This is a genomic window from Actinokineospora sp. NPDC051303 (genome assembly GCF_055586285.1).
The window spans coordinates 81,809-99,699 of record NZ_JBVJIN010000016.1 but is presented as its reverse complement, the minus strand read 5'-3'; the positions used below and the strand labels follow the sequence as shown (position 1 = coordinate 99,699).

Genomic DNA, 17,891 nt, shown 5'->3' with positions numbered 1-17,891 from the left:
GTGGAACGGTGTGACGATCCCTTGACGGGTCGCTGGCCGGAGTTGAGTCGAATCCATCCAACCGGACATGAAGACCTTAGTTGTTGCGGGCACACCGGTTTCCAGGCCGGGGTGCCGGGGCCGGCCCGGCACCCTGCCTGCCCGATGAACCCACCGCTATGGGGTGAGCCGCGTCGGTGGGGCCGGACAGCGCTTCAGTGGCTTGGTGTACCGCGGCGAGGCGGGTTCGACATAGCGCTGCACGCCGCGCAGGGACCGCGTGTGAACTCGACTGGCCCGTGTCCTGCTCCGGAAGCAATTCCGACACCGCGCCATGCCCCGACTCTCCATCATCGGCTTGGGCAGCTCCGCGATCGGCACGCTGGTCGAACGGTCCACCAGGTTCACGTTGCTGTGGCACCTGCCCCGCATGGACGGCCACGGCGTCGAGCCGCGCGTGCGCAACGGCCCCGCCCTGGCCGGTCGCGGCGCCGAGGCCGTCCGAGGCGCGATCACCTCGGCCATCGCCACCTTGCCCGAACAACCGCGACGATCTTTGACCTGGGATCGGGGCAAGGAGATGGCTCAGCACGCCCAGTCGCGCATCGACAGCGGCATCGCAGTCTACTTCGCCGACCCACACAGCCCGTGGCAGCGCGGCACCAACGAGAACACGAATGGCTTGCCGCGCCAGTACTTTCCCAAGGGCACCGATCTGTCTCGCTGGAGCCGCGACGAACTCGACGCCGTTGCCGCCACGCTCAATAGCAGGCCCCGCAAGACACTCAGCCGGCAGACACCAGCCGAAGCCCTCAACGATCAGCTACTGTTGCTCCAACAAGCCGGTGTTGCGACGACCAGTTGAACTCAAGCTGGGAGCCGTGGTCGGAATGCGGGATCGTGTTGTTCTCGGGTTTGCGTCGCATGATGGCCATGCCGAGCGTGTCGGTGACGAGTTCGGTGCGCATGTGGTTGTCGATGGACCAGCCGATGATCATGCGGGAACAGGCGTCCATGACCGCGGCGCGGTAGACTTTCCCTTCCTCGGTCGGGTACTCGGTGATCCACAACCGGTCCGACCCGTCCACGGTGAAGCGACGGTTGACCAGGTCCGGGGCCGGCTCGGCCGCCGGGTCCCGCACCGTGGTCCAGGAACGTTTACGTCGGTAGAGGCCCTGGATACCGGCCTGGCGCATGAGCCGGGCAACCCGTTTCCGGTTCACCGACAAACCCAAACCCAGCGTCAACTCGGCGTGCACTCGCGGCGACCCGTAAGTGCCGCGTGAATCGGCTCGAATCTGCTCGATGTGTTTCACCAGCAACTCGTTCTCTCGGGTACGCTCGGACAACGGCCGGTCACACCATTCGTAATATCCGGAACGGGACACACGCGTAACACCCGGCAGGCCACCGCAACACCATCCGCGGCGAGTTCGCGGACCAGCGGGTAAACTTCTTTGGGAGAACGTTCTCCCGGGTGAAATACGCGGCAGCCCGCTTCAGAATCTCGTTCTCCATCTCAAGCTGCCGATTCTTCTTGCGCAGCTCAGCGAGTTCCTTCTTCTCCGCGCTCGTCAACCGAGCCCCACCATCAGTCTCGTCGGTGTCGGCCTGGGCTACCCAGTTCCGCAAACAGGACTGGCTGATCCCCAGGCCAGCCATGACCAGCAGGAACACCCCGGACCGGCATCACCCCACACCGCCTGACAGGTCTCGGATCGCTCTTAACCAGCGGGTTCAAGGCTTCGACCACATCATGAGGTGCCAGGCGCGGAGCCTGCACGGCTTTCGGTGGCGCTCCGCTGTCGGGACACCGGCTAGACGACGGTGCGCCAGTGTTCGGGCACGGGTTCGGGGTGGATCGGCTCGCCGCAGATCCTGTCCCGGTAGAACCAGCGGTGGAACTGGTCGGGTTCGACGATGCGGTTCTGGTAGCCGCGGTAGTTGTCGATGTCGTCTTGCGCGGTTTTGTGGGTGGTGCGCAGGAGGTGGCGGCGGTGGCAGAGTTGGTAGTCCATGCGGTGCAGGTGGATCAGGTACAGGTTCGGGTCGTGGTTGGTGGCGTGGTCGATGCGTTCGTGGAAGCCGCCCAGCCAGGTCATGGGCACCCGTGCGAGCAGGGGTTTGGAGTACAGGGGGTTGGAGAACCAGGTGGAGCGTTGCTTCAGCACTCCGCGTTCGGGGTCGAAGGCGGGTTCGCGGTCGTGCAGGTGCAGGACTTCCCAGCCGGTGCAGTTGACGAAGTCCTGGTCGAACTGGTCGATGTAGCGGCCCAGGTCGCAGAAGCGCGGGTCGGGGGCGACGATCTCGTCGACGTCGGTGCTGAGCACGACGTCGTAGCGGTCGACCAGGTCGTGCTGGTGCTGTTGGACGACGTCGCGGTGCCAGTCGCTGCTGAACTCGTCCTGGTGGATCGGGATGCGCACGAACCGGTCGGCGGGTGGCAGGTCGGGTGCGGGCTGGTGTTCCAGGACGTAGATGTCCTGCGGTGCGAAGAATCGGGAGTAGTAGTCCAGCCAGATCGGGAAGAAGTCCGGTTCGTCGCGGACGAGGGTGACCACGGCCCGGTTGTTGCGGCGGCGTGTGACCGGTCGCAGGCACCAGCGTTGTTGCGGTCCGTGCCAGAAGTCGTACTGGGCCAGTCGGGGTTCGTGTCCGGTGTCGGCGTTCCACAGGTCCAGGTACTTGCCGCTGGCGAGGTTGGCCAGCGCGTGCTCGCCTGAGCGCAGCGGTACCAGTCGCCACAGTTGGTGCCGACCGCCCTTCCGCGGCGCTTCCAGCACGACCTCGGCGCCGTTGTGTCTGGCGGCGCCTGCCACCGACAGCACGAGGCCGCCCGCGGTGTTCTCCACCACGACGGTGTGGTGGCCTTCCGCCGTGCGGCGCAGCCTCCAGCGTTGTGCCGGGGTGTTCACGTCGGGCCAGGTCTGATGGATTCGAGGGCCGTCGGCGGTCAGAGCCTTGCCGCTGGCGCTGTTGACCAGCGCCAGGTGGGCGTTGTGTGGAAAGGTCATCTCAGATGGGCTCCAGGACCCAGTGCTGGTTGTGCTGCTCGTGGTAGGTCGGGTAGTCGCCCCAGTAGCCCTGTTGGGACACCCGTGCGTCGGGGTCCAGGCTCTGGTTGCGGACGTCGAGGACCTTGCCGGAGCGCAGGTTCTGGATCCGGAACACTGGCGCGCTGCCCTGAGCGGCTCCGGCGGGGACGAACAGCCACTGCTTGTGCGCGCCGCTGGGGTCGGATCGGGTGAGCACCTCGGCGCCGTTCTCCGTCGACTCGTCGGCGACCTCCAGGTAGCGGTCGCAGGCGGGGTCGCAGTTCTTGATGTGGTAGCCGCCGCCGGGGACGGGCACCAGTTGCCACCCCACGGCCGCGATGCCGTTGTCGACGTTCTGGTCGACGTTGGCGCCGTCACCGGTCCAGTTCGGGTCGTCCAGCTGCAAGTACAGGTCGCTCAGCGTGCAGCGGATCTTGTAGCTGCCGGTCAGGTCCGGCACGGTGATCTTCACCTGGGTGGATCCGGTCCGCACACCGTCCACGACCACGTCGACCGCGCCCTGCACCGCGACCTCCTGGGTCACTGGGGCGGTCGTGGCGGGAGTGGCGCTGGGGAACTCCAGCGCGAAGTCCAGGGTCTGCGGCTGGGTGCCGGGGAAGGGGCCGTAGCCTGCGGGGGAGACCCGCACGAACGGCGCGATCACGGCGTCGGGCACGAGGGTGACGCTGCCGATCGTGGTGATGCCCGTCGTGCCCAGGGCGATGATCGTGTTGACGATCGTGGCGGGGGTGATGCCGTCGGTGTAGGTGCCGCCGGTGGCGGCGGCGATCCGGCTGCCCTGTCCCGCGGCGCCCCCGATGCTGCAATTGCCTTGGAAGGGAGTGCCGTTGGACAGCGGTACCGGGTCGACGTCCAATCCGGGTCCGCTCGCCCCCGACGGGGTGCTGATCACCAGCACGGCGATGCCTTCGGTCTGCAACTTGGCGATCACCGAGTGTTCGGTGATGTGGTAGGTCAGGTCGGACACGGCTTGGCAGATCGGGTCGTGGCCGGGCGCGTCGCCGATCCAGAGGATGATCCGCTTGGCGTCGGCGCGCCAGCCGATCGTGCCGCCGGGTGGTTGCGCGAGGTGGTCCAGGGCGAAGAATTGCCCCTCGGCGGTGGTGGCGCCGCCTGCCACGGTCCAGGCTTGGATGCCGTTGGCCGCCGCCGACGAGTGCGGGGTCAATGAGACCTGGTGGTGGAAGCGCTGGGCGACCGGGTAGTCGAGGTCGCGGTAGTTGCCCACTCCGAACTGGACGTCCGCGCCGACCTGGCTTGCCGCGGTGACCAGCCTGTTGAGGATGTCCTCCACTCTGGCGCGGACCGCGTTGATGATGCCGGTCATGCTGCCGGTGCTGTCGACGAGGAAGTAGACGTCGATCTTGGGGATCGTCCCGGAGGCGGGTAGCTGCACTTGGACCTGTTCGTGGTGGCTGTCCGACGAGTTGGGATTAGTCGAGAGTTCGATGTTGAGCGGGGTGGGCGGTGTGGTGATGGGCACGGCGGGCTGCTCCTTCTTCAGGCTCTGGGTCGCTAGACGGTCGCGACCCCTGCTGGCAGTGAGAATTTGATTCAGAGGGAGGCGACGAGGTCGGCTGGCCGGTCTCGGAGTGGACGTGTCGATCGTCGGCGATCCTTTCTCCGACACCTGCCGGTGTGGAGCGATTCCGGCGGACACGGCCTCGGGGACAAGCGGAACCGGTGGGGACACGCAATCCCCGGCTCGATCCGGCGCATGGTGCGCGGAAGCGCTGTGTCAGAGGCTTGCCAGTCGCCAGTGCTGGTTGTGGCTCTCGTGGTAGGTGGGGTAGTCGCCCCAGTAGAAGTGCTGGAACACCGGCGCGTCCTGTTGGGTGCTGCCGCCCTGGATGTCGAGGACCTTGCCGGTGTGCAGGTTCTGGATGCGGAACACCGAGCCATTGGCACCGGAGGAGCCTGCGGGGATGAGCAACCATTCCTTGTGCGGGCCGCTGGGATCGGACCGGGTGAGGATCTCGGCTCCGTCGTCGATGGACATGCCGACCACTTCCAGGTAGCGGTCGCGGGCGGGGTCGAGGTTCTTGATCCGGTAGCCGCCGCCGTCGACCGGGATCAGCTCCCAGTGCTGCGCGGCCAGCCCGGTATAGGTGTTCTGGTCGACGTTGCCGCCGTCGCCGGTCCAGCCGGGGTCGTCAAGTTGGAGATACAGGCCGCTGAGAGTGCTCTGGATCTTGTACTGGCCTGCCAGGTCGGGCACGGTGATCTTCACCTGGGTCGAGCCGGTCTTCACGCCGTCCACGACTACGTCGACAGCGCCCTCCACGACGATCTCCTGGGTCACCGGCGTTCCGGAGGCGGGTGTCGCTGCGGGGAACTCCAACTCGAAGTCCAGCGTGTCGGGATGGGCGCCGGTGAAGGGGCCGTACCCGCCAACGGGGTGGACGAGCACGAACGGTGCGATCGTCGAGTCCGGCACGAGGCTGACGTTGCCGAGAGTGGAAACCCCCGCGGTGCCGAGGTCGATGATCGTCTGCACCACGGTGTCGGGGGTGATCCCCTCGGTGTACGTGCCGCCGGTCGCGGCGGCGATGCGGGAGCCCTGGCCCGCGTGACCGCCGAAGGCGCCGCAGAAGTTCTCGTACACGCCGCCACCGGAGGACAGCGGTACCGGATTCGCATTCAACCCCGAGCTCGGCCCACTTGGCCCGGTACTGATCACGAGCACGAAGATGCCCTGCGCCTGCAACTTCGCCGTGACCGAGGTCTCGGTGATGTCGTAGCTCAGGCCGGACAACCCTTGGCAGATCGGGTCGTGACCGGGCATGTCGCCGATCCAGACAACGATCCGCTTGGCGTCGGCGCGCCAGCCGATCGACCCGCCGGGGGGCTGCGCGAGTTGGTCCAGGGCGTAGAACTGGCCTTCGGCATGACTGTAGCCGCCCCCGGTGGCGGACCAAGCCCGGATGCCGTTGGCGGCCGCCGCGGTGCCAGCGCCCAATGGGACCTGACCGCGGAAACGGTCGGGCTGGGGATCTTCCATGTCCTTGTAGTTTCCGACACCGAAGTGCACGTCCGCGCCGACCGTGTTCGCGGCAGTGATCAGTCTGTTCAGGATTTCCTCTACCCGTGCGCTGACCGCTCCGATGATGCCGCCCATGCTGCCGGTGCTGTCGGTCAGGAAGTACACGTCGATCTTCGGGACCACCCCGGAGCCGGGCAGCTGCACCTGCACCTGTTCCCGGTGGCTGTCCGACGAGTTGGAGTTGGTCGAGAGCTCGACACTGGACGGGGACAGCGGTGTGGTGATGGGCATGGCGTAGCGACTCCTCAACCGGCCTTAGACCGCCTCGTGATTGCAGTCCTCAGACCGAGGATCACAACCCTGATCCCCCAAAGGAATAGACAATTCGCTCGGTTGACCCGAAGGTGTGCATCTTTGTCATCCGCGACCGGGCGTCACGGAGTCCACCCGTGCAGGGAATCGACAACGACTCAAGCATCTCCAGGACACACTGGAATGCGATCCTCCCGGCCATGTGGGTGATTCCGCGCCGTATCGAGCAGGCGTCGACTGCCGCATCCGGCTCCGTCCTGACGGTCAGTGATCACGGCTTCGAAGCGCGGTCGTACCTGATCGAGGTATCGCCGGTCGGCGGCCGGGGAAGCGATGCTGTGTAGTGAGGCTCGACATGGGAGGGTTATGTCCCTGCTGGCCAGCACCGGCATCGGCGCGGTCCTGCTGACAGTGTCGGCATTGGTTCGAATCAGATTGGGGGCATCCTCGGATGAGCTCTGGGGACACACCCCTGAGGGTGATCGAAGGCGAACGGGAAACGCCCCCGGACCATTCCGGGAAAAGAGGGTGGTCGGACTTCCCGAGCAGTGTGTCCCTGGTGATCCCGGCGCACAACGAAGAAGCGTCGATCGCGGACACCATCCGGTCCTGCCGCGCGCAGAGCTATCCGATTGACCAGATCATCGTGGTCGCGGACAACTGCTCGGATCGTACCGCCGACATCGCCCGCGGCCTGGGCGTGGTCGTCATTGAAGGCAAAGGTGGGTCGAAGGCCTCGGCGCAGAACATGGCCCTGCCGAGGACCACCAGCGACGCCGTCGTCGCGCTCGATGCCGACGCCACCCTGTCCCCTCGCGCGGTGGAGCAGATGATGGCCACCCTGCGCCGTGGCTACGCCGGAACCTGTCCCTCGGCGATGCCCCGCGACACCGACACCCCCTACAGCCGGTACCGGACGCTGTACCACGCGATCGCCAACGGCTGGGTCCGGCCGCTGCAGGACGTGTTCGACCGGCAGTTGGTCCTCAGCGGCATGGCCAACTGCCACCGCACCGACGTGCTGCGCGAGGTCGGCGGCTACCCCGACGACAACATCACCGAGGACTTCAACCTCACCTGGACCCTGCATCGCCTCGGTTATCGCGTCGCCTTCACCCCCGAGGCGTTCGTCTACACCGGGGAACCCACCTCGATGCGCGAGCTGCTGTCCCAGATGCACCGCTGGACCGCCGGGTTCGCCCAGACCATGGTCAAACACCGCGCCCCGGTGATGGACGGCGGGGCGTTCATCATCGTCGCCTCCCAGGTTGTCGACTCCCTCATGGGCGGCCTTGCCATCTGCACCCTGCCCTTCTACATAGCCCGCCACGGCGTGGTGCGCGGGCTGTGCAGCTGGTGGAGCCCGCTGTGGGTCATCGTCACCGCGGCGTCGGTCGCGGTCGCGGTGCGCCAGCTGGGATGGCGCACGACGGTGAAGTGCCTGCCCAGTTGGATCGCCCTGCAAAACCTCACCGGACCGCTGAACGCTTGGTGGCTGTTCCGCGAATGGGTGCTGGGCCGCAGTCTGACGACCTGGACCGGTCGGCACGGCCGACGACCCGCGCTGACCCCGGTCACCAAACGCCGCAAGACGGTGCTGGCCGCAGCCGCAGGCGTGTTCCTCTGCCTGTGGTCCTGGCGGCGCTCAGCCGAGCAGGCGCCGCAGCAGCCGCGGCGTCGGTGACACCGCGCCGGTCAGGTCCGCGTCCGGGAACCGGCGGTGAAAATCCCGCAGTTGCCACTCGTACGCCTCGGCCGCACGTGTCAACAGCTTGCCCCCGGCGCGTACCTCCTGATCATTGGCAGGCCGCGCCCCGCGATCACACCATGTCCTGACCGCCGCCTCGACCAGCATCGACGCTCCCGTCGCCGCGTGCCCGATGTAACGCCGAGCCGCACGACGCTCCGGCACGGCGTCCACCACACGCTGCAACACCTGCTGCACCGCCACCGCTGTCACCGCCTGCGACAACCAGTTCATCCCCACACCCATGACCAGCGACCCGCCATGCCCCGTCGAACGCCCCGCACGACCGTCAGCCGCCCGCAACACCTGCGACAGCACCGACAACAGCGGCACCACCGCCTGCTGCCCGGCATCCTCACCGGCGACACTGACCGGAATCAAAGCCACCGCCCCCACCTCGTCAGGGCGCGCCGACAACCGCCGCAGAACCATCGCGAAACCCGGATGCCCCAACAAGGCATCCCGCACCTGAGCCAACGAGGCACGACCCTCCAGCAAATCCCACTTGGTCACCACGAAGCGCACCACCTTCCTCGGGGCGACCACCAGCTTCCACACCGCGGCCATCGCCTGCTCGAAACCGTCCCGATCGCCATCGAGCAGCCCCGCGACCCGTTCCCCGTCCAGAACGCACAGCAACGCGTCGGCTCCACGAACCCGGGCCGCCAACGCCCGGCCCACCGCATGCCGATCAACCGCTACGGCTTCGCCGCCGTAGTCGGTCAGCCGCGTCTCGAACAACGGCTCCCCGCCGTCCGCTCCGGCCTCGAACCACAGATCGACCAAACGACGGTGGCGAACACCTGCCGGATGCCCGGTGCCGCACACCTGCCTCGACCGCCACACCTCATCCAGCATCATGGCGGTCACCGGGTCTGGCTTCAGCATGGGCGCAGGTGACTGCTCCCATCCCCTCAACCCCTGATTCATCGCGGCCAGCAGGCAACTTTTGCCCGCACCCGCTGGACCCACCGGGACGATGTCGATGAACGGCATGTCCCGCACCGTAACGACCAACCGATGACGCCGTCAGGCTGGGCAAGCCCGCGTATCGTCTGCGGCGCTCACCCACCGCCATCTTGCTACACCGTCGGAGTCATGAGCGGATATCTCATGGGGGATGGCGCGGCACCGACCCACCGCATGCACCCATGAAAATCGTTCCGAATGCGGGCACATCACACCACCGGTGGAACTTCATGCGGACAAATGACCTGCGTCTGGCAGTTTCATACGTCGCCCCAGACTCCCCAGATAAGTCGAAGCTGGTCCCACGTGTCGGTGAGATGAGTGCAATGGTCGATCAGTCGTCGCGGCGGTTGGTACCGGACAAGTTGCGGACACCGCCTTCCGGCGATGTGATCGTGGTGCGGGCATCCACCAGGGGCGATGTGGTGGCGTGTCCTGCTTGTGGGACTCCGACGGGCCGGGTCCACGCCTTCCACGAGCGGGTCCCCGCGGACGTGCCGGTCGATGGACGCCGGGTGCTGCTGCGGTTACGGATCCGTCGGATGCGATGCCCGGTCATCGCGTGCGCCCGCCTGACCTTCCGGGAGCAAGTGCCTGGCTTGGTCGAGCGATACCAGCGACGCACCGTGCGGCTCGGTGAGCAGATTCGTCGTGTTGTTCGGGAGTTGGCAGGCAGGGCCTCGGCCAGGTTGCTGCCTGCGATCGGGATCGTGGTCGGCAGGGACACCGCGGTGCGGGTGTTGCTGGGCATTCCGTTGCCGGATCGGGCGGTGCCGCGGGTGCTGGGGATCGATGACTTCGCCCTGCGCCGCTGTCATGACTACGCCACCGTGTTGATCGACGCCGACACCGGCACTCGGATCGACGTGCTGCCTGGGCGCGGCGCGCAGGTGGTGGCCGAGTGGCTGCGAGCGAATCCAGGAGTCGAAGTCGTGTGCCGGGACGGTTCGGCGGCTATGCACAGGCGGTGCGGGACGCACTGCCGCACGCGATCCAGGTCGCCGACCGATGGCATCTCTGGCACGGCCTGTGCGATGCCGCGGGCAGGGAAGTCGCGGCCCATAGTGCGTGCTGGGCCTCCGCCACGGGACTGCGCGAGGGAAAACTCGCCGAGACCACACTGCAACGCTGGCAACAGATCCACACCCTGCTCGACGCCGGAGTCGGGCTGCTGGACTGCTCACGCCGCCTCGACCTGGCGATGAACACCGTCAAGCGATACGCCCGCGCGGCCACACCGCAGCGCATCCAACGGGTCCCCAAATACCGGGCCTGCATGGTCGCCCCATACCGAGACCACCTCCGCAATCGGCGCGAACAACACCCCGGCATCGGGGCGACCGCGCTGCTGGGCGAGATCCGCACCCTAGGCTACAACTGCAGCCCCAATCTCCTGGTGCGGTATCTGAACCAGGGCCGGCATCTCGACGAGCGTCCGCACCTGTCGTCACGCCGTGCGACCCGCCTGCTGCTGACTCAGCCCGAGAACCTCACCGACCAGCAACACCAGCGACTCCAGGACCTCGCCGCTGCCTGCCCCGAAATGGCGGCGCCGGCCGACACAGTGCGGTCCTTCGCCGCCCTGCTCACTCCCCGCGAGGCCAACCCGGCCCGGTTGGCGGCATGGGTCACCGCCGCCCGCGAAGCGGATCTGCCCTACGTGCACTCCTTCGCGCGAGGCATCGACCAAGACAACGACGCCGTCACCGCCGCGATCACCCTCAACCACCACAACGGGCGCACCGAAGGCGTGAACACCAAAACCAAGCTGCTCAAACGACAAATGTACGGGCGAGCGGGCTTCGCTCTCCTGCGCCACCGCATCCTCATCGCGTAACACCACCACCGAAAGTGCGCCAGAGCCGCTCGTTTTACAGTCCCCCACCGTGACGACAAGAAGAAATCTTGGCCGGGCGCGTGCGGCGCGACGTCATCCAGGTTCCGACCCACCCGTCGAAACCGCCGACGCCGTCGTGATCGGCGACGACCTCGACACCATCCCCGCCCTCGTCGCACTCGCCCGCCGCGCCCGCCGGGTGGTCATCGCCAACCTGACCATCGCCGCGACCTTCATCGTGGTCCTGGTCGCCTGGGACCTGTTCGGCACCCTGCCGCTGCCACCGGGCGTCGCCGGACACGAAGGCTCCACCGTCCTGGTCGCCCTCAACGGCCTACGCCTACTCACCAACAACACCTGGCCCGGCAGGAACAACCACCCTGACCGGCGCCGGGCGAGGCTCCCGCAGAGGCCAAGTGATCACGCGCGTAGTCCCACGACCGTAGGGCCGATCGAACGGATGCCATGCGCTGACCCGAGGTCGGCGTATGGCGGCCGGGGTTACGCAGGCAGGCAAGCGGCGATAGCATGCCGTTGCGCTCGGCGCAGTCGACTTGGCCTCGACGAAACGGAATCATGCGATCTACATCGGACAGCGCGGAAACCGTGGCGGCGACAGGCTTCGACTGCGAGGCCGACATGCTCTTCCCCTTGCGTGAGCAAGGAGGCGCTGTCGTCGGACCCCATGGTCGGCGCTCGCACGGAAATCGCTGGTCGGCGCTGTTCGAGGTGCCGACTTCCACCGGGGTGGTCGATGTTCTCTACGTGCGGTTCGACGACCGGTCGGTGAGTGCTCGGCGGGCGCTGGGGGCGATGCCGATCGTGAGCTGGAATGACCTGGCAACGTTCGCTGTCTTGCAGGTCGCGGGCGACCGTGTGATGCGTGGGCGGGAGTTGGCGGCGCGGGTGGGGCTGTCGGTGGACGGGTTGCGGCGGGGGCCGCTGGCCCGGTTGATGTCCGCAGGGCATGTGGTGCGCGCCGCGCGTGGAAGGTTCGCCCCCACGTGGCGGTATCAGCCGCCTGCGTTGTCATTGGTGGCAGTGGAGGCGAAACTGTCGGATTGGCGGGGAGCTGCGGCGCAGGCAAGCAGGCACACCGTCTTCGCGGACCGATCTTTCCTCGCGGTGCCTCCCGCAGTGGGGCGGCGGGCCGCGGCGCAGCGTCGGATTGTCGAAACCGGGGAGATCGGAGTGGTCACCGTCGACCCGGTGACCCGACAGGTCGCCCAACTGGTTCCGGCTCCCGCTCCGACTGGGCGACGGCGGCTGCTGAGCCGGATGTTCGCGGCCGAGCAGGCTCTCGCCGTGGCATGGGACGGTGGCGTGTCCGGTCCGGTGCGGCCGGTGTTCGGGCGGATGCTGACCACGTCAATGAGCCCAGATCCGCGGTTGCCCTCCTCAACACGGTGATTCGGCGGTCGGTCAACCGAGCGCGCTGGCCCACAAAGGTAGGTGCTTGGGATCGGACTCATCGCGCAGGACGAGGTCGTGGGAGACCCTGTCGACAAGTGCACGAGCATTCTGGACCGCTGTTGCGACTCCTGTGCGGTAGTCGGTTGTGACCCGACTGCTGCCTCGGGAGAGTTCGGTGGTGACCGCGGCGACGGCGGACACGTGATGGCAGCCTTGGAGTTCGGGGGTCCATGGGTGTCCGCGGGCGGCCATGCGGCAGTAGACGCAGCCGCACTCGCCCACGTGCCCTGCGGTCATGAGGCGCTGGTGTTCATCGCGCAGGATCGTGTGCAGCAGCGGCGACTCAAGGAACCGCTCTTTGGTAGTACCGCGGCGGCCACCGCCGCCGCTCCTGGTGTGTGTGAACGCGCGGCCCGCCGCTTTGATTCCCGTGCCGAATCCGGTGGCGCCCCAGGCCAGGGACAGCCAGCCGGTGAGGTCGATGTCGGGAAGCAGAACACGGAGGCGTTCGGCGGTAGCGACCTCGCAGAGTTCTCGGTAGCCCTGCAGCAGGGCCTTGTCGACCAGTTGGGCGGCTGGCCCCAGTGCGGGCCAGAGCACACGGACATACAGCAACGGGGGACGCGTTTCGTTGATCCGGGTGAGCAGGTCGTCGAGGCGTTCCGTGCGGAGGAACCACTGGCTGGACAGGGTCAGGTTCATCGCCACGACCTCGCCTTCGCCCGCGAGGCGTGCGGTGATGGCGAAGTGGTTCACGGCGGTGTCCAACTCATGGTCGGGCTTGATGGCGGGAAGGTACCGACCGGGTGAGAGCAGCACATTCGCCCCTGCCCTGCGCTGGGCGTCGAGAACATCAACGATCCAGTTCTCGTCGTCGCCGCTGGTCAGAGTGTCCTTCTGCTGGTAGGGCCAATGCAGCTTCGCCGGGTCGCGGGACGCGCGCTCAGGGACCTCATCGAAGACGGCGAAGGCCCTGGGATCGGCGATGCGCAGGGCCGCGGCGCCGCACTCCCGCAGATAGTGGTCCTTGTGCTGGGGCATGACGTCCAGCAGGGAGGCGACGGAGCCCAGCACCAAGTCGGACTTGTGAGCACGGGCCAGCACCCGCAACAGCGGCGCGATCACACGGTAACCAGTGTGAGGGCGGCTGACCAGCAGAATCGGCACGCCCGCGCCGAGGGCATCCTCGACCGGCAGTGGCATCGGATAGGGCTGGGCATCTTCCTCCGCGTCCGGCACGGCGGTGACGGACCCGGTGGAGTCGTAGTCTTCGGCGAGTTCGTCGACGAAGTCCTGCTCGTCGAAGTACTCATCCTCGGGGAACCAGTGGTCGGTGCTGGGATCATGCTCGTCCCCAAGAGGACCGTAGTGGCTGGATTCCTCCGGGTCCTCATCGGACAGTTCTCGTACCACCATGCTCTCTACCCTTCGCCAAGAATCGCCAACGCCGAACTTGTGGAACCGCGTCGCGCCTTGCTGGGCGACACCAACTTCCGAATCACGGCGGCGACGGGAGCCGACAGCGCCTCCGGCAAGCTCAGGACGAGGTCACGTTGGGCCGCGAGCACCTCAGCAGGCCCGCTACCCCGAGTCCAGTACGGGTGCTTCCCGGTGGCGACTTCGGCCACGACGACGCCTATCGCCCACAAATCCGCCGCTTGACGCGCCCGCTGACCCATGAGCTGTTCGGGCGCCATGTAAGGCAGGCTGCCGATGTGAAAGGGATAAGCGGTCATGCTGGAGATGTCCAGAGGCTTGGCCAAGCCCAGATCAAGCAGGACCGGCTCGGTGAGCGTCCCATCGCGCAGCGCGATGTTGCCCGGCTTGATGTCGCGATGCACCACCTGCGCCTCGTGCAGCGCGTGGACCCCCTCCAACAGACCCCGTAGCAACGCAGCCACTTCGCCCGCCGCAGGGCGTATCCCTGCCTCCATGGCCTGCTGCAGATCACCACCCGGGACGTACTCGAACAGCAACACGGGCCTCAGGTCCCCGTCGACAACGAGGTGAGCGTCATCGAGAAGCTTCACCACCCGCGGATGCCGGACACGCCGAAGACCGTCAATCTCCCGCTCGATCCGTGCGGCCGGGAACTCATCAGAGTAGATGATCTTGCATGCGACCTCCGAACCATCCGCGCGCCGGACTCGCCAAGTCTCCCCGAACGCCCCCGTCCCCAGATGGTCCACAGCGACCTCGTCCACTCCAAACGCCCTGGCGACAACCTCCCCGTGGTACTGCCGATCCACTCCCATGCCACCCCTTCACTCGAAAGTGGCCACCGTTGGCCACTCTCGGCAACACAATGTAAGTGACACCCATCACAAAGTACAGAAGTTGCCCCGTTCATCCGCGCCGTCACATGCCTGAGTGCGTGGACGAGGACTCCTCCAGACCCGCAGCACGACCAGCCAGCTCCGGCCACTCGGCGGTCCCCACATCCCGACTTGTCCTCGACACAGCAGGCCGCCATGCGGACCACCCGCAGCGAAGGCGACGCACTGGCGGGTAACCAACCCGGTGAGCGGACCACCAGCACGGTCGAGCAGAACACACCGCAGGCGAACACCCCGGTAACCAGGACAGCGGAGAGATTCACAACAGATCTCCTAGGAAAAGGGGAAGGAAGGATCGGCCATCGCCTCCAGCCGGAGAACCGGATGCGCCGCTTCCGCCCAGACCGTGGCCCGGAGCAAACGTGCTAGAACAGCAGCCCAGTCTTAACCAGCGGGTTCGGGGTTCGAGTCCCTGGCGGCGCACCATACTGCATCAAAGCCCACCTGCGGGTCCTCTTGATCAAGAGGATCTTGCAGGTGGGTGTTGATCTTTGGTGAGTCCGCGGTGTGGCCGGGTCAGCCCTACGATTCAGGATCCCTCTTCCGCAAATGTGCGCGTTGACCTGCGAGGGAGTCCGCCTCGCGTTGCAGCGCACCACAATCGTGCTGGTTTCACAATCGTTTCAGACAGCCTTAACCAGACATGCTTGTTGAGTCCCTCGCGCCTGGCTGAGCTGGCATGGCTTGATCGATCGTCGTCGGCCTGCGGTCCTGCCCCAGTTCGGATCTTGGGCACGACCAGTTGGCCCTAACTGCCGGGCGCCCCGGGCGGGGCCGACCGAGATTAATTGTGGCGGCGCCTGCCGTCCTCAATGTCCTTTCACCGATAGGCGCGAGTTCTCGTTGCCCCTAGACGATCTTCAAAGTAGCAGCCTTTGCTGCGACGCAACGCTGTGAGCTTTCGGCCTGCGGTTGTGCTTGGCGCGCCGGGAGCGCTGCTGTACGGCACGCGAGGTGCGATGCACAGCTTTCATGACCAGTGCGGCGGTCTTCTCGGCCGCCTGGTGCGCCAGGCATGGCAACACGCTGGTGTAGGTGTCGGCGCTGAGCACGATGCTCGAGTGTCCCATCAACTCCTGCACTGTTTTCAAATCATTGCCCGCCGCGAGAGATAGACTCGCGGCGCCATGCCGCAGATCGTGCAGCCGGATCGGCGGCAAGCCAGCAGCGGCGACCAACTTGGTAAAGGTGTGCGTCAGGTAACCGGGGCTCATCGGCCCGTCAGCTCGGTCCGGGAACAGGAACCCGCTCGGGACCCGCCCCTTCGGCAGCGCTCGTTGCCGTTCGGACCGCAACGTGCGCAGCGCTGCAACCAGGTGATGATCCAGCGCCACGAGGCGGACACCGTTCTCGGTCTTGGGCGGGCACACCACCGTCCGACCGCTGTGGTCCTGCACTTGGTGCGACACCATCAACACCCGCGCGTTGAGATCGACGTCGCACCACCGCAAGCCTGCGGCCTCACCGCGGCGCAACCCCAACAGCGTGATCAACAGATACAACTCGTACAGGTGATGCTCACGGATGCTGGTCAGGAATTGCGCGGTCTGCGACACCGTCCACACCGCCACCGCAGGCCGGTCCCCCGTCTCCTTCCAATGCGCGACACGGGCTTCGGTCCACACCACTGCCCGCGGCCGCCGCCCCGAAGGAAGCTCCACCCACCGCGCCGGATTCTGCTCGATCAACCCACGACGGATCGCACCATTGAGTGCAACCCGCAGCACACCACGAATCCGCTGAAGCGTCGCACCCGACAACGGATCCCCACGAACCGTGCGCATGCGCATCAAAGACGCGAACATCGCCTGAACCTTGCCGATCGTCAGATCACGCAACACAACGCTTCCCAAGTACCGCTTCAGGTAGTCGTTGATGTGCTGGTGATACAGCCGCCGGGTGGAGAACCGAAGCGTCTGCCGCATCTCCATCCAGATATCCAGCCACTGCCCCACCGTCACAACAGCACGATCCGGATCGACATCCGCACCCTGCAAATATCCCCGCGCCTGCTCCGCCGCGGTCTTCGACCTGAACCCACCCCTCCGGACCCGCTGCCGCTGCCCAGCCCGCGATGGCGGCAGGTCCAGCGAGAAGTACCACGACCCGTGCCCTCGCTCACCCAGCCGAGGACAACGAGCACCGAGCCGCCGCCCGTTCACCGGATTCCGGCAACCACACCGCTTCAACACCCCAACACTTTTCGACATCGCAACCTCCTCATGGTCCTGAGGGCCGCAGCGCGGTTGAAGCTCACTCACGCCAGCCCACCATCCATAGTGACTCCAAGCGTCCGTCGCAGAACATCAGCCAGCCCGCGAGCCCGCCCTGGCCGCATCGACTACCTCCACCCCAGCTCGCGCAAGCTCCTGAGCTACCAAAACGCGGACAAGACTGGCAATTACTGGAAAGCACTGGAACGCTGGTACAGTCTCAGCCATGGCGGAGCCCCTGGAGGAACTAGAGCATCACATCGAGGGCCTACGGGCGGAGGTGCGGCGCGCGGCAATGTCCGGTGATCCGGTTCGAGCACGTGAGCTGCGGGCAAAACTGCGCCTGGCGGAGCGTGCTTGGGATGAGGCTCTAGCGGCCTTGACTGCGCCTGACCGGGAGCCTGAACAGGTCAGAGCATCAGGGGCTCTGCTGTCAATCCGCGATCAGGTCCATCAAGCGCTAACTCTGCTTGGTGTGCCGTCCGCACCCAAGTTGATCGTCACCGTGCACAGCGCGTTCTTCGCCGGTGAGATGGCCAGCGCACAGCTGACGAGCCTGCGGCGGGACGAGGAGCGCTCATTCCGATCATCGCCGCACGCACGCCCGTACTACCTCTGCAGCGCATTGACCGCAGATCGGCTGGTGCCAGCTCGCGGGCTGTTAGCTGTGTCTACGTGGCCCCTGACCCGCCGTGTCATCGGCCCCCTGAGCGCGCGTGTCGATTTCCTCACGGCCGCCATCGGACTGTCAGAGCAGATCGACAGGATGGTCGAACGCACCTTGCCCGCGTGGAGCATGTTGTGGCGGTTCGCCGCCAACATCCCCGGTGCCGCCGAGTCGTTCGACGCCATGAAACCCGCGACAGTCGCTGAAGCGGCGCGAGCGGAACTAGCGATACACCAGGATGCCGATCAAGCGCACCGAGAGGCGGCGGCATCACGAGCGCGGACACAGCTCGATGAGATCCATCAGCTGTTCGGTTCAGCGTTGAAAGTCGTATCACGCACCACCACGAAGAACTAGCGGACTTCCTGCCCGCGCTTCC

At 66.4% G+C, this 17,891-nt stretch carries 15 protein-coding genes and 2 pseudogenes; 7 read left to right on the top strand and 10 right to left on the bottom strand.

What is annotated here, in order from left to right:
* Positions 1–328 precede the first annotated feature (328 nt).
* Positions 329–844 (top strand): annotated as a pseudogene (locus tag ACZ6SD_RS14935) (IS30 family transposase); the annotation flags it as partial.
* On the opposite strand, the gene ACZ6SD_RS14930 reads toward ACZ6SD_RS14935, so the two are convergent.
* The 5 genes from ACZ6SD_RS14930 to ACZ6SD_RS14910 form a co-directional block, all read right to left on the bottom strand.
* Positions 792–1,367, bottom strand: a complete 576-nt coding sequence (locus ACZ6SD_RS14930) for an IS3 family transposase (RefSeq protein ID WP_465317500.1) — start codon at positions 1,365–1,367, stop codon at positions 792–794. The pseudogene ACZ6SD_RS14935 and the gene ACZ6SD_RS14930 overlap by 53 nt on opposite strands.
* Positions 1,336–1,656 carry a transposase gene (locus tag ACZ6SD_RS14925; protein ID WP_465317499.1) on the bottom strand — a complete coding sequence of 107 codons (321 nt, stop codon included), beginning with the start codon at positions 1,654–1,656 and terminating at the stop codon, positions 1,336–1,338. Before ACZ6SD_RS14925 ends, ACZ6SD_RS14930 begins: the two co-directional genes overlap by 32 nt.
* A gap of 140 nt (positions 1,657–1,796) precedes the next feature.
* A complete protein-coding gene (locus ACZ6SD_RS14920; protein WP_465317498.1) occupies positions 1,797–2,993 on the bottom strand; it encodes an RICIN domain-containing protein in 1,197 nt (398 codons plus the stop codon).
* A gap of 1 nt (position 2,994) precedes the next feature.
* Positions 2,995–4,518: an RICIN domain-containing protein gene (locus tag ACZ6SD_RS14915; protein ID WP_465317497.1), complete on the bottom strand. Its 1,524-nt coding sequence runs from the start codon at positions 4,516–4,518 to the stop codon at positions 2,995–2,997.
* A gap of 255 nt (positions 4,519–4,773) precedes the next feature.
* Positions 4,774–6,309, bottom strand: coding sequence for an RICIN domain-containing protein (locus tag ACZ6SD_RS14910; RefSeq protein ID WP_465317496.1), 1,536 nt, complete (start codon positions 6,307–6,309; stop codon positions 4,774–4,776).
* 158 nt (positions 6,310–6,467) lie between these two features.
* Between ACZ6SD_RS14910 and ACZ6SD_RS14905 the strand changes: the two genes are divergently transcribed.
* Entirely contained in the window at positions 6,468–6,674 is a 207-nt protein-coding gene (locus ACZ6SD_RS14905) for a hypothetical protein (RefSeq protein WP_465317495.1), read from the top strand.
* Positions 6,675–6,781: 107 nt separating this feature from the next.
* Positions 6,782–8,014 (top strand): glycosyltransferase family 2 protein, encoded by a 1,233-nt coding sequence (locus ACZ6SD_RS14900; RefSeq protein WP_465317494.1) that lies wholly within the window; start codon positions 6,782–6,784, stop codon positions 8,012–8,014.
* Here ACZ6SD_RS14900 and ACZ6SD_RS14895 read toward each other — a convergent pair.
* On the bottom strand, positions 7,976–9,073 hold the full coding sequence (locus ACZ6SD_RS14895) for a hypothetical protein (RefSeq protein WP_465317493.1): 1,098 nt from the start codon (positions 9,071–9,073) through the stop codon (positions 7,976–7,978). The two genes, ACZ6SD_RS14900 and ACZ6SD_RS14895, sit on opposite strands and share 39 nt — an antisense overlap.
* A 155-nt stretch (positions 9,074–9,228) precedes the next feature.
* On the opposite strand from ACZ6SD_RS14895, the pseudogene ACZ6SD_RS14890 reads away from it, so the two are divergent.
* Positions 9,229–9,948: pseudogene (locus tag ACZ6SD_RS14890) on the top strand (transposase family protein); the annotation flags it as partial.
* Between the two features lie 32 nt (positions 9,949–9,980).
* Complete coding sequence (locus tag ACZ6SD_RS14885; RefSeq protein ID WP_465317492.1) at positions 9,981–10,883, top strand: transposase; 903 nt, start codon at positions 9,981–9,983, stop codon at positions 10,881–10,883.
* 34 nt (positions 10,884–10,917) lie between these two features.
* Here the strand turns inward: ACZ6SD_RS14885 and ACZ6SD_RS14880 are convergent, their stop codons facing one another.
* Complete coding sequence (locus ACZ6SD_RS14880) at positions 10,918–11,184, bottom strand: hypothetical protein (protein ID WP_465317491.1); 267 nt, start codon at positions 11,182–11,184, stop codon at positions 10,918–10,920.
* A 350-nt stretch (positions 11,185–11,534) separates the two neighbouring features.
* On the opposite strand from ACZ6SD_RS14880, the gene ACZ6SD_RS14875 reads away from it, so the two are divergent.
* Positions 11,535–12,293: a hypothetical protein gene (locus ACZ6SD_RS14875; RefSeq protein ID WP_465317490.1), complete on the top strand. Its 759-nt coding sequence runs from the start codon at positions 11,535–11,537 to the stop codon at positions 12,291–12,293.
* Between the two features lie 12 nt (positions 12,294–12,305).
* Here ACZ6SD_RS14875 and ACZ6SD_RS14870 read toward each other — a convergent pair whose 3' ends face one another.
* The 3 genes from ACZ6SD_RS14870 to ACZ6SD_RS14860 form a co-directional block, all read right to left on the bottom strand.
* On the bottom strand, positions 12,306–13,712 hold the full coding sequence (locus ACZ6SD_RS14870; RefSeq protein WP_465317489.1) for a hypothetical protein: 1,407 nt from the start codon (positions 13,710–13,712) through the stop codon (positions 12,306–12,308).
* A gap of 5 nt (positions 13,713–13,717) precedes the next feature.
* Positions 13,718–14,500, bottom strand: a complete 783-nt coding sequence (locus ACZ6SD_RS14865; RefSeq protein WP_465317488.1) for a serine/threonine-protein kinase — start codon at positions 14,498–14,500, stop codon at positions 13,718–13,720.
* Between the two features lie 992 nt (positions 14,501–15,492).
* The gene (locus ACZ6SD_RS14860; protein ID WP_465317487.1) at positions 15,493–16,593 is read right to left on the bottom strand and encodes a tyrosine-type recombinase/integrase; all 1,101 of its coding nucleotides are present in this window, start codon (positions 16,591–16,593) and stop codon (positions 15,493–15,495) included.
* Between the two features lie 478 nt (positions 16,594–17,071).
* Between ACZ6SD_RS14860 and ACZ6SD_RS14855 the strand changes: the two genes are divergently transcribed.
* Positions 17,072–17,869 carry a hypothetical protein gene (locus ACZ6SD_RS14855; RefSeq protein WP_465317486.1) on the top strand — a complete coding sequence of 266 codons (798 nt, stop codon included), beginning with the start codon at positions 17,072–17,074 and terminating at the stop codon, positions 17,867–17,869.
* Positions 17,870–17,891: the final 22 nt, after the last annotated feature.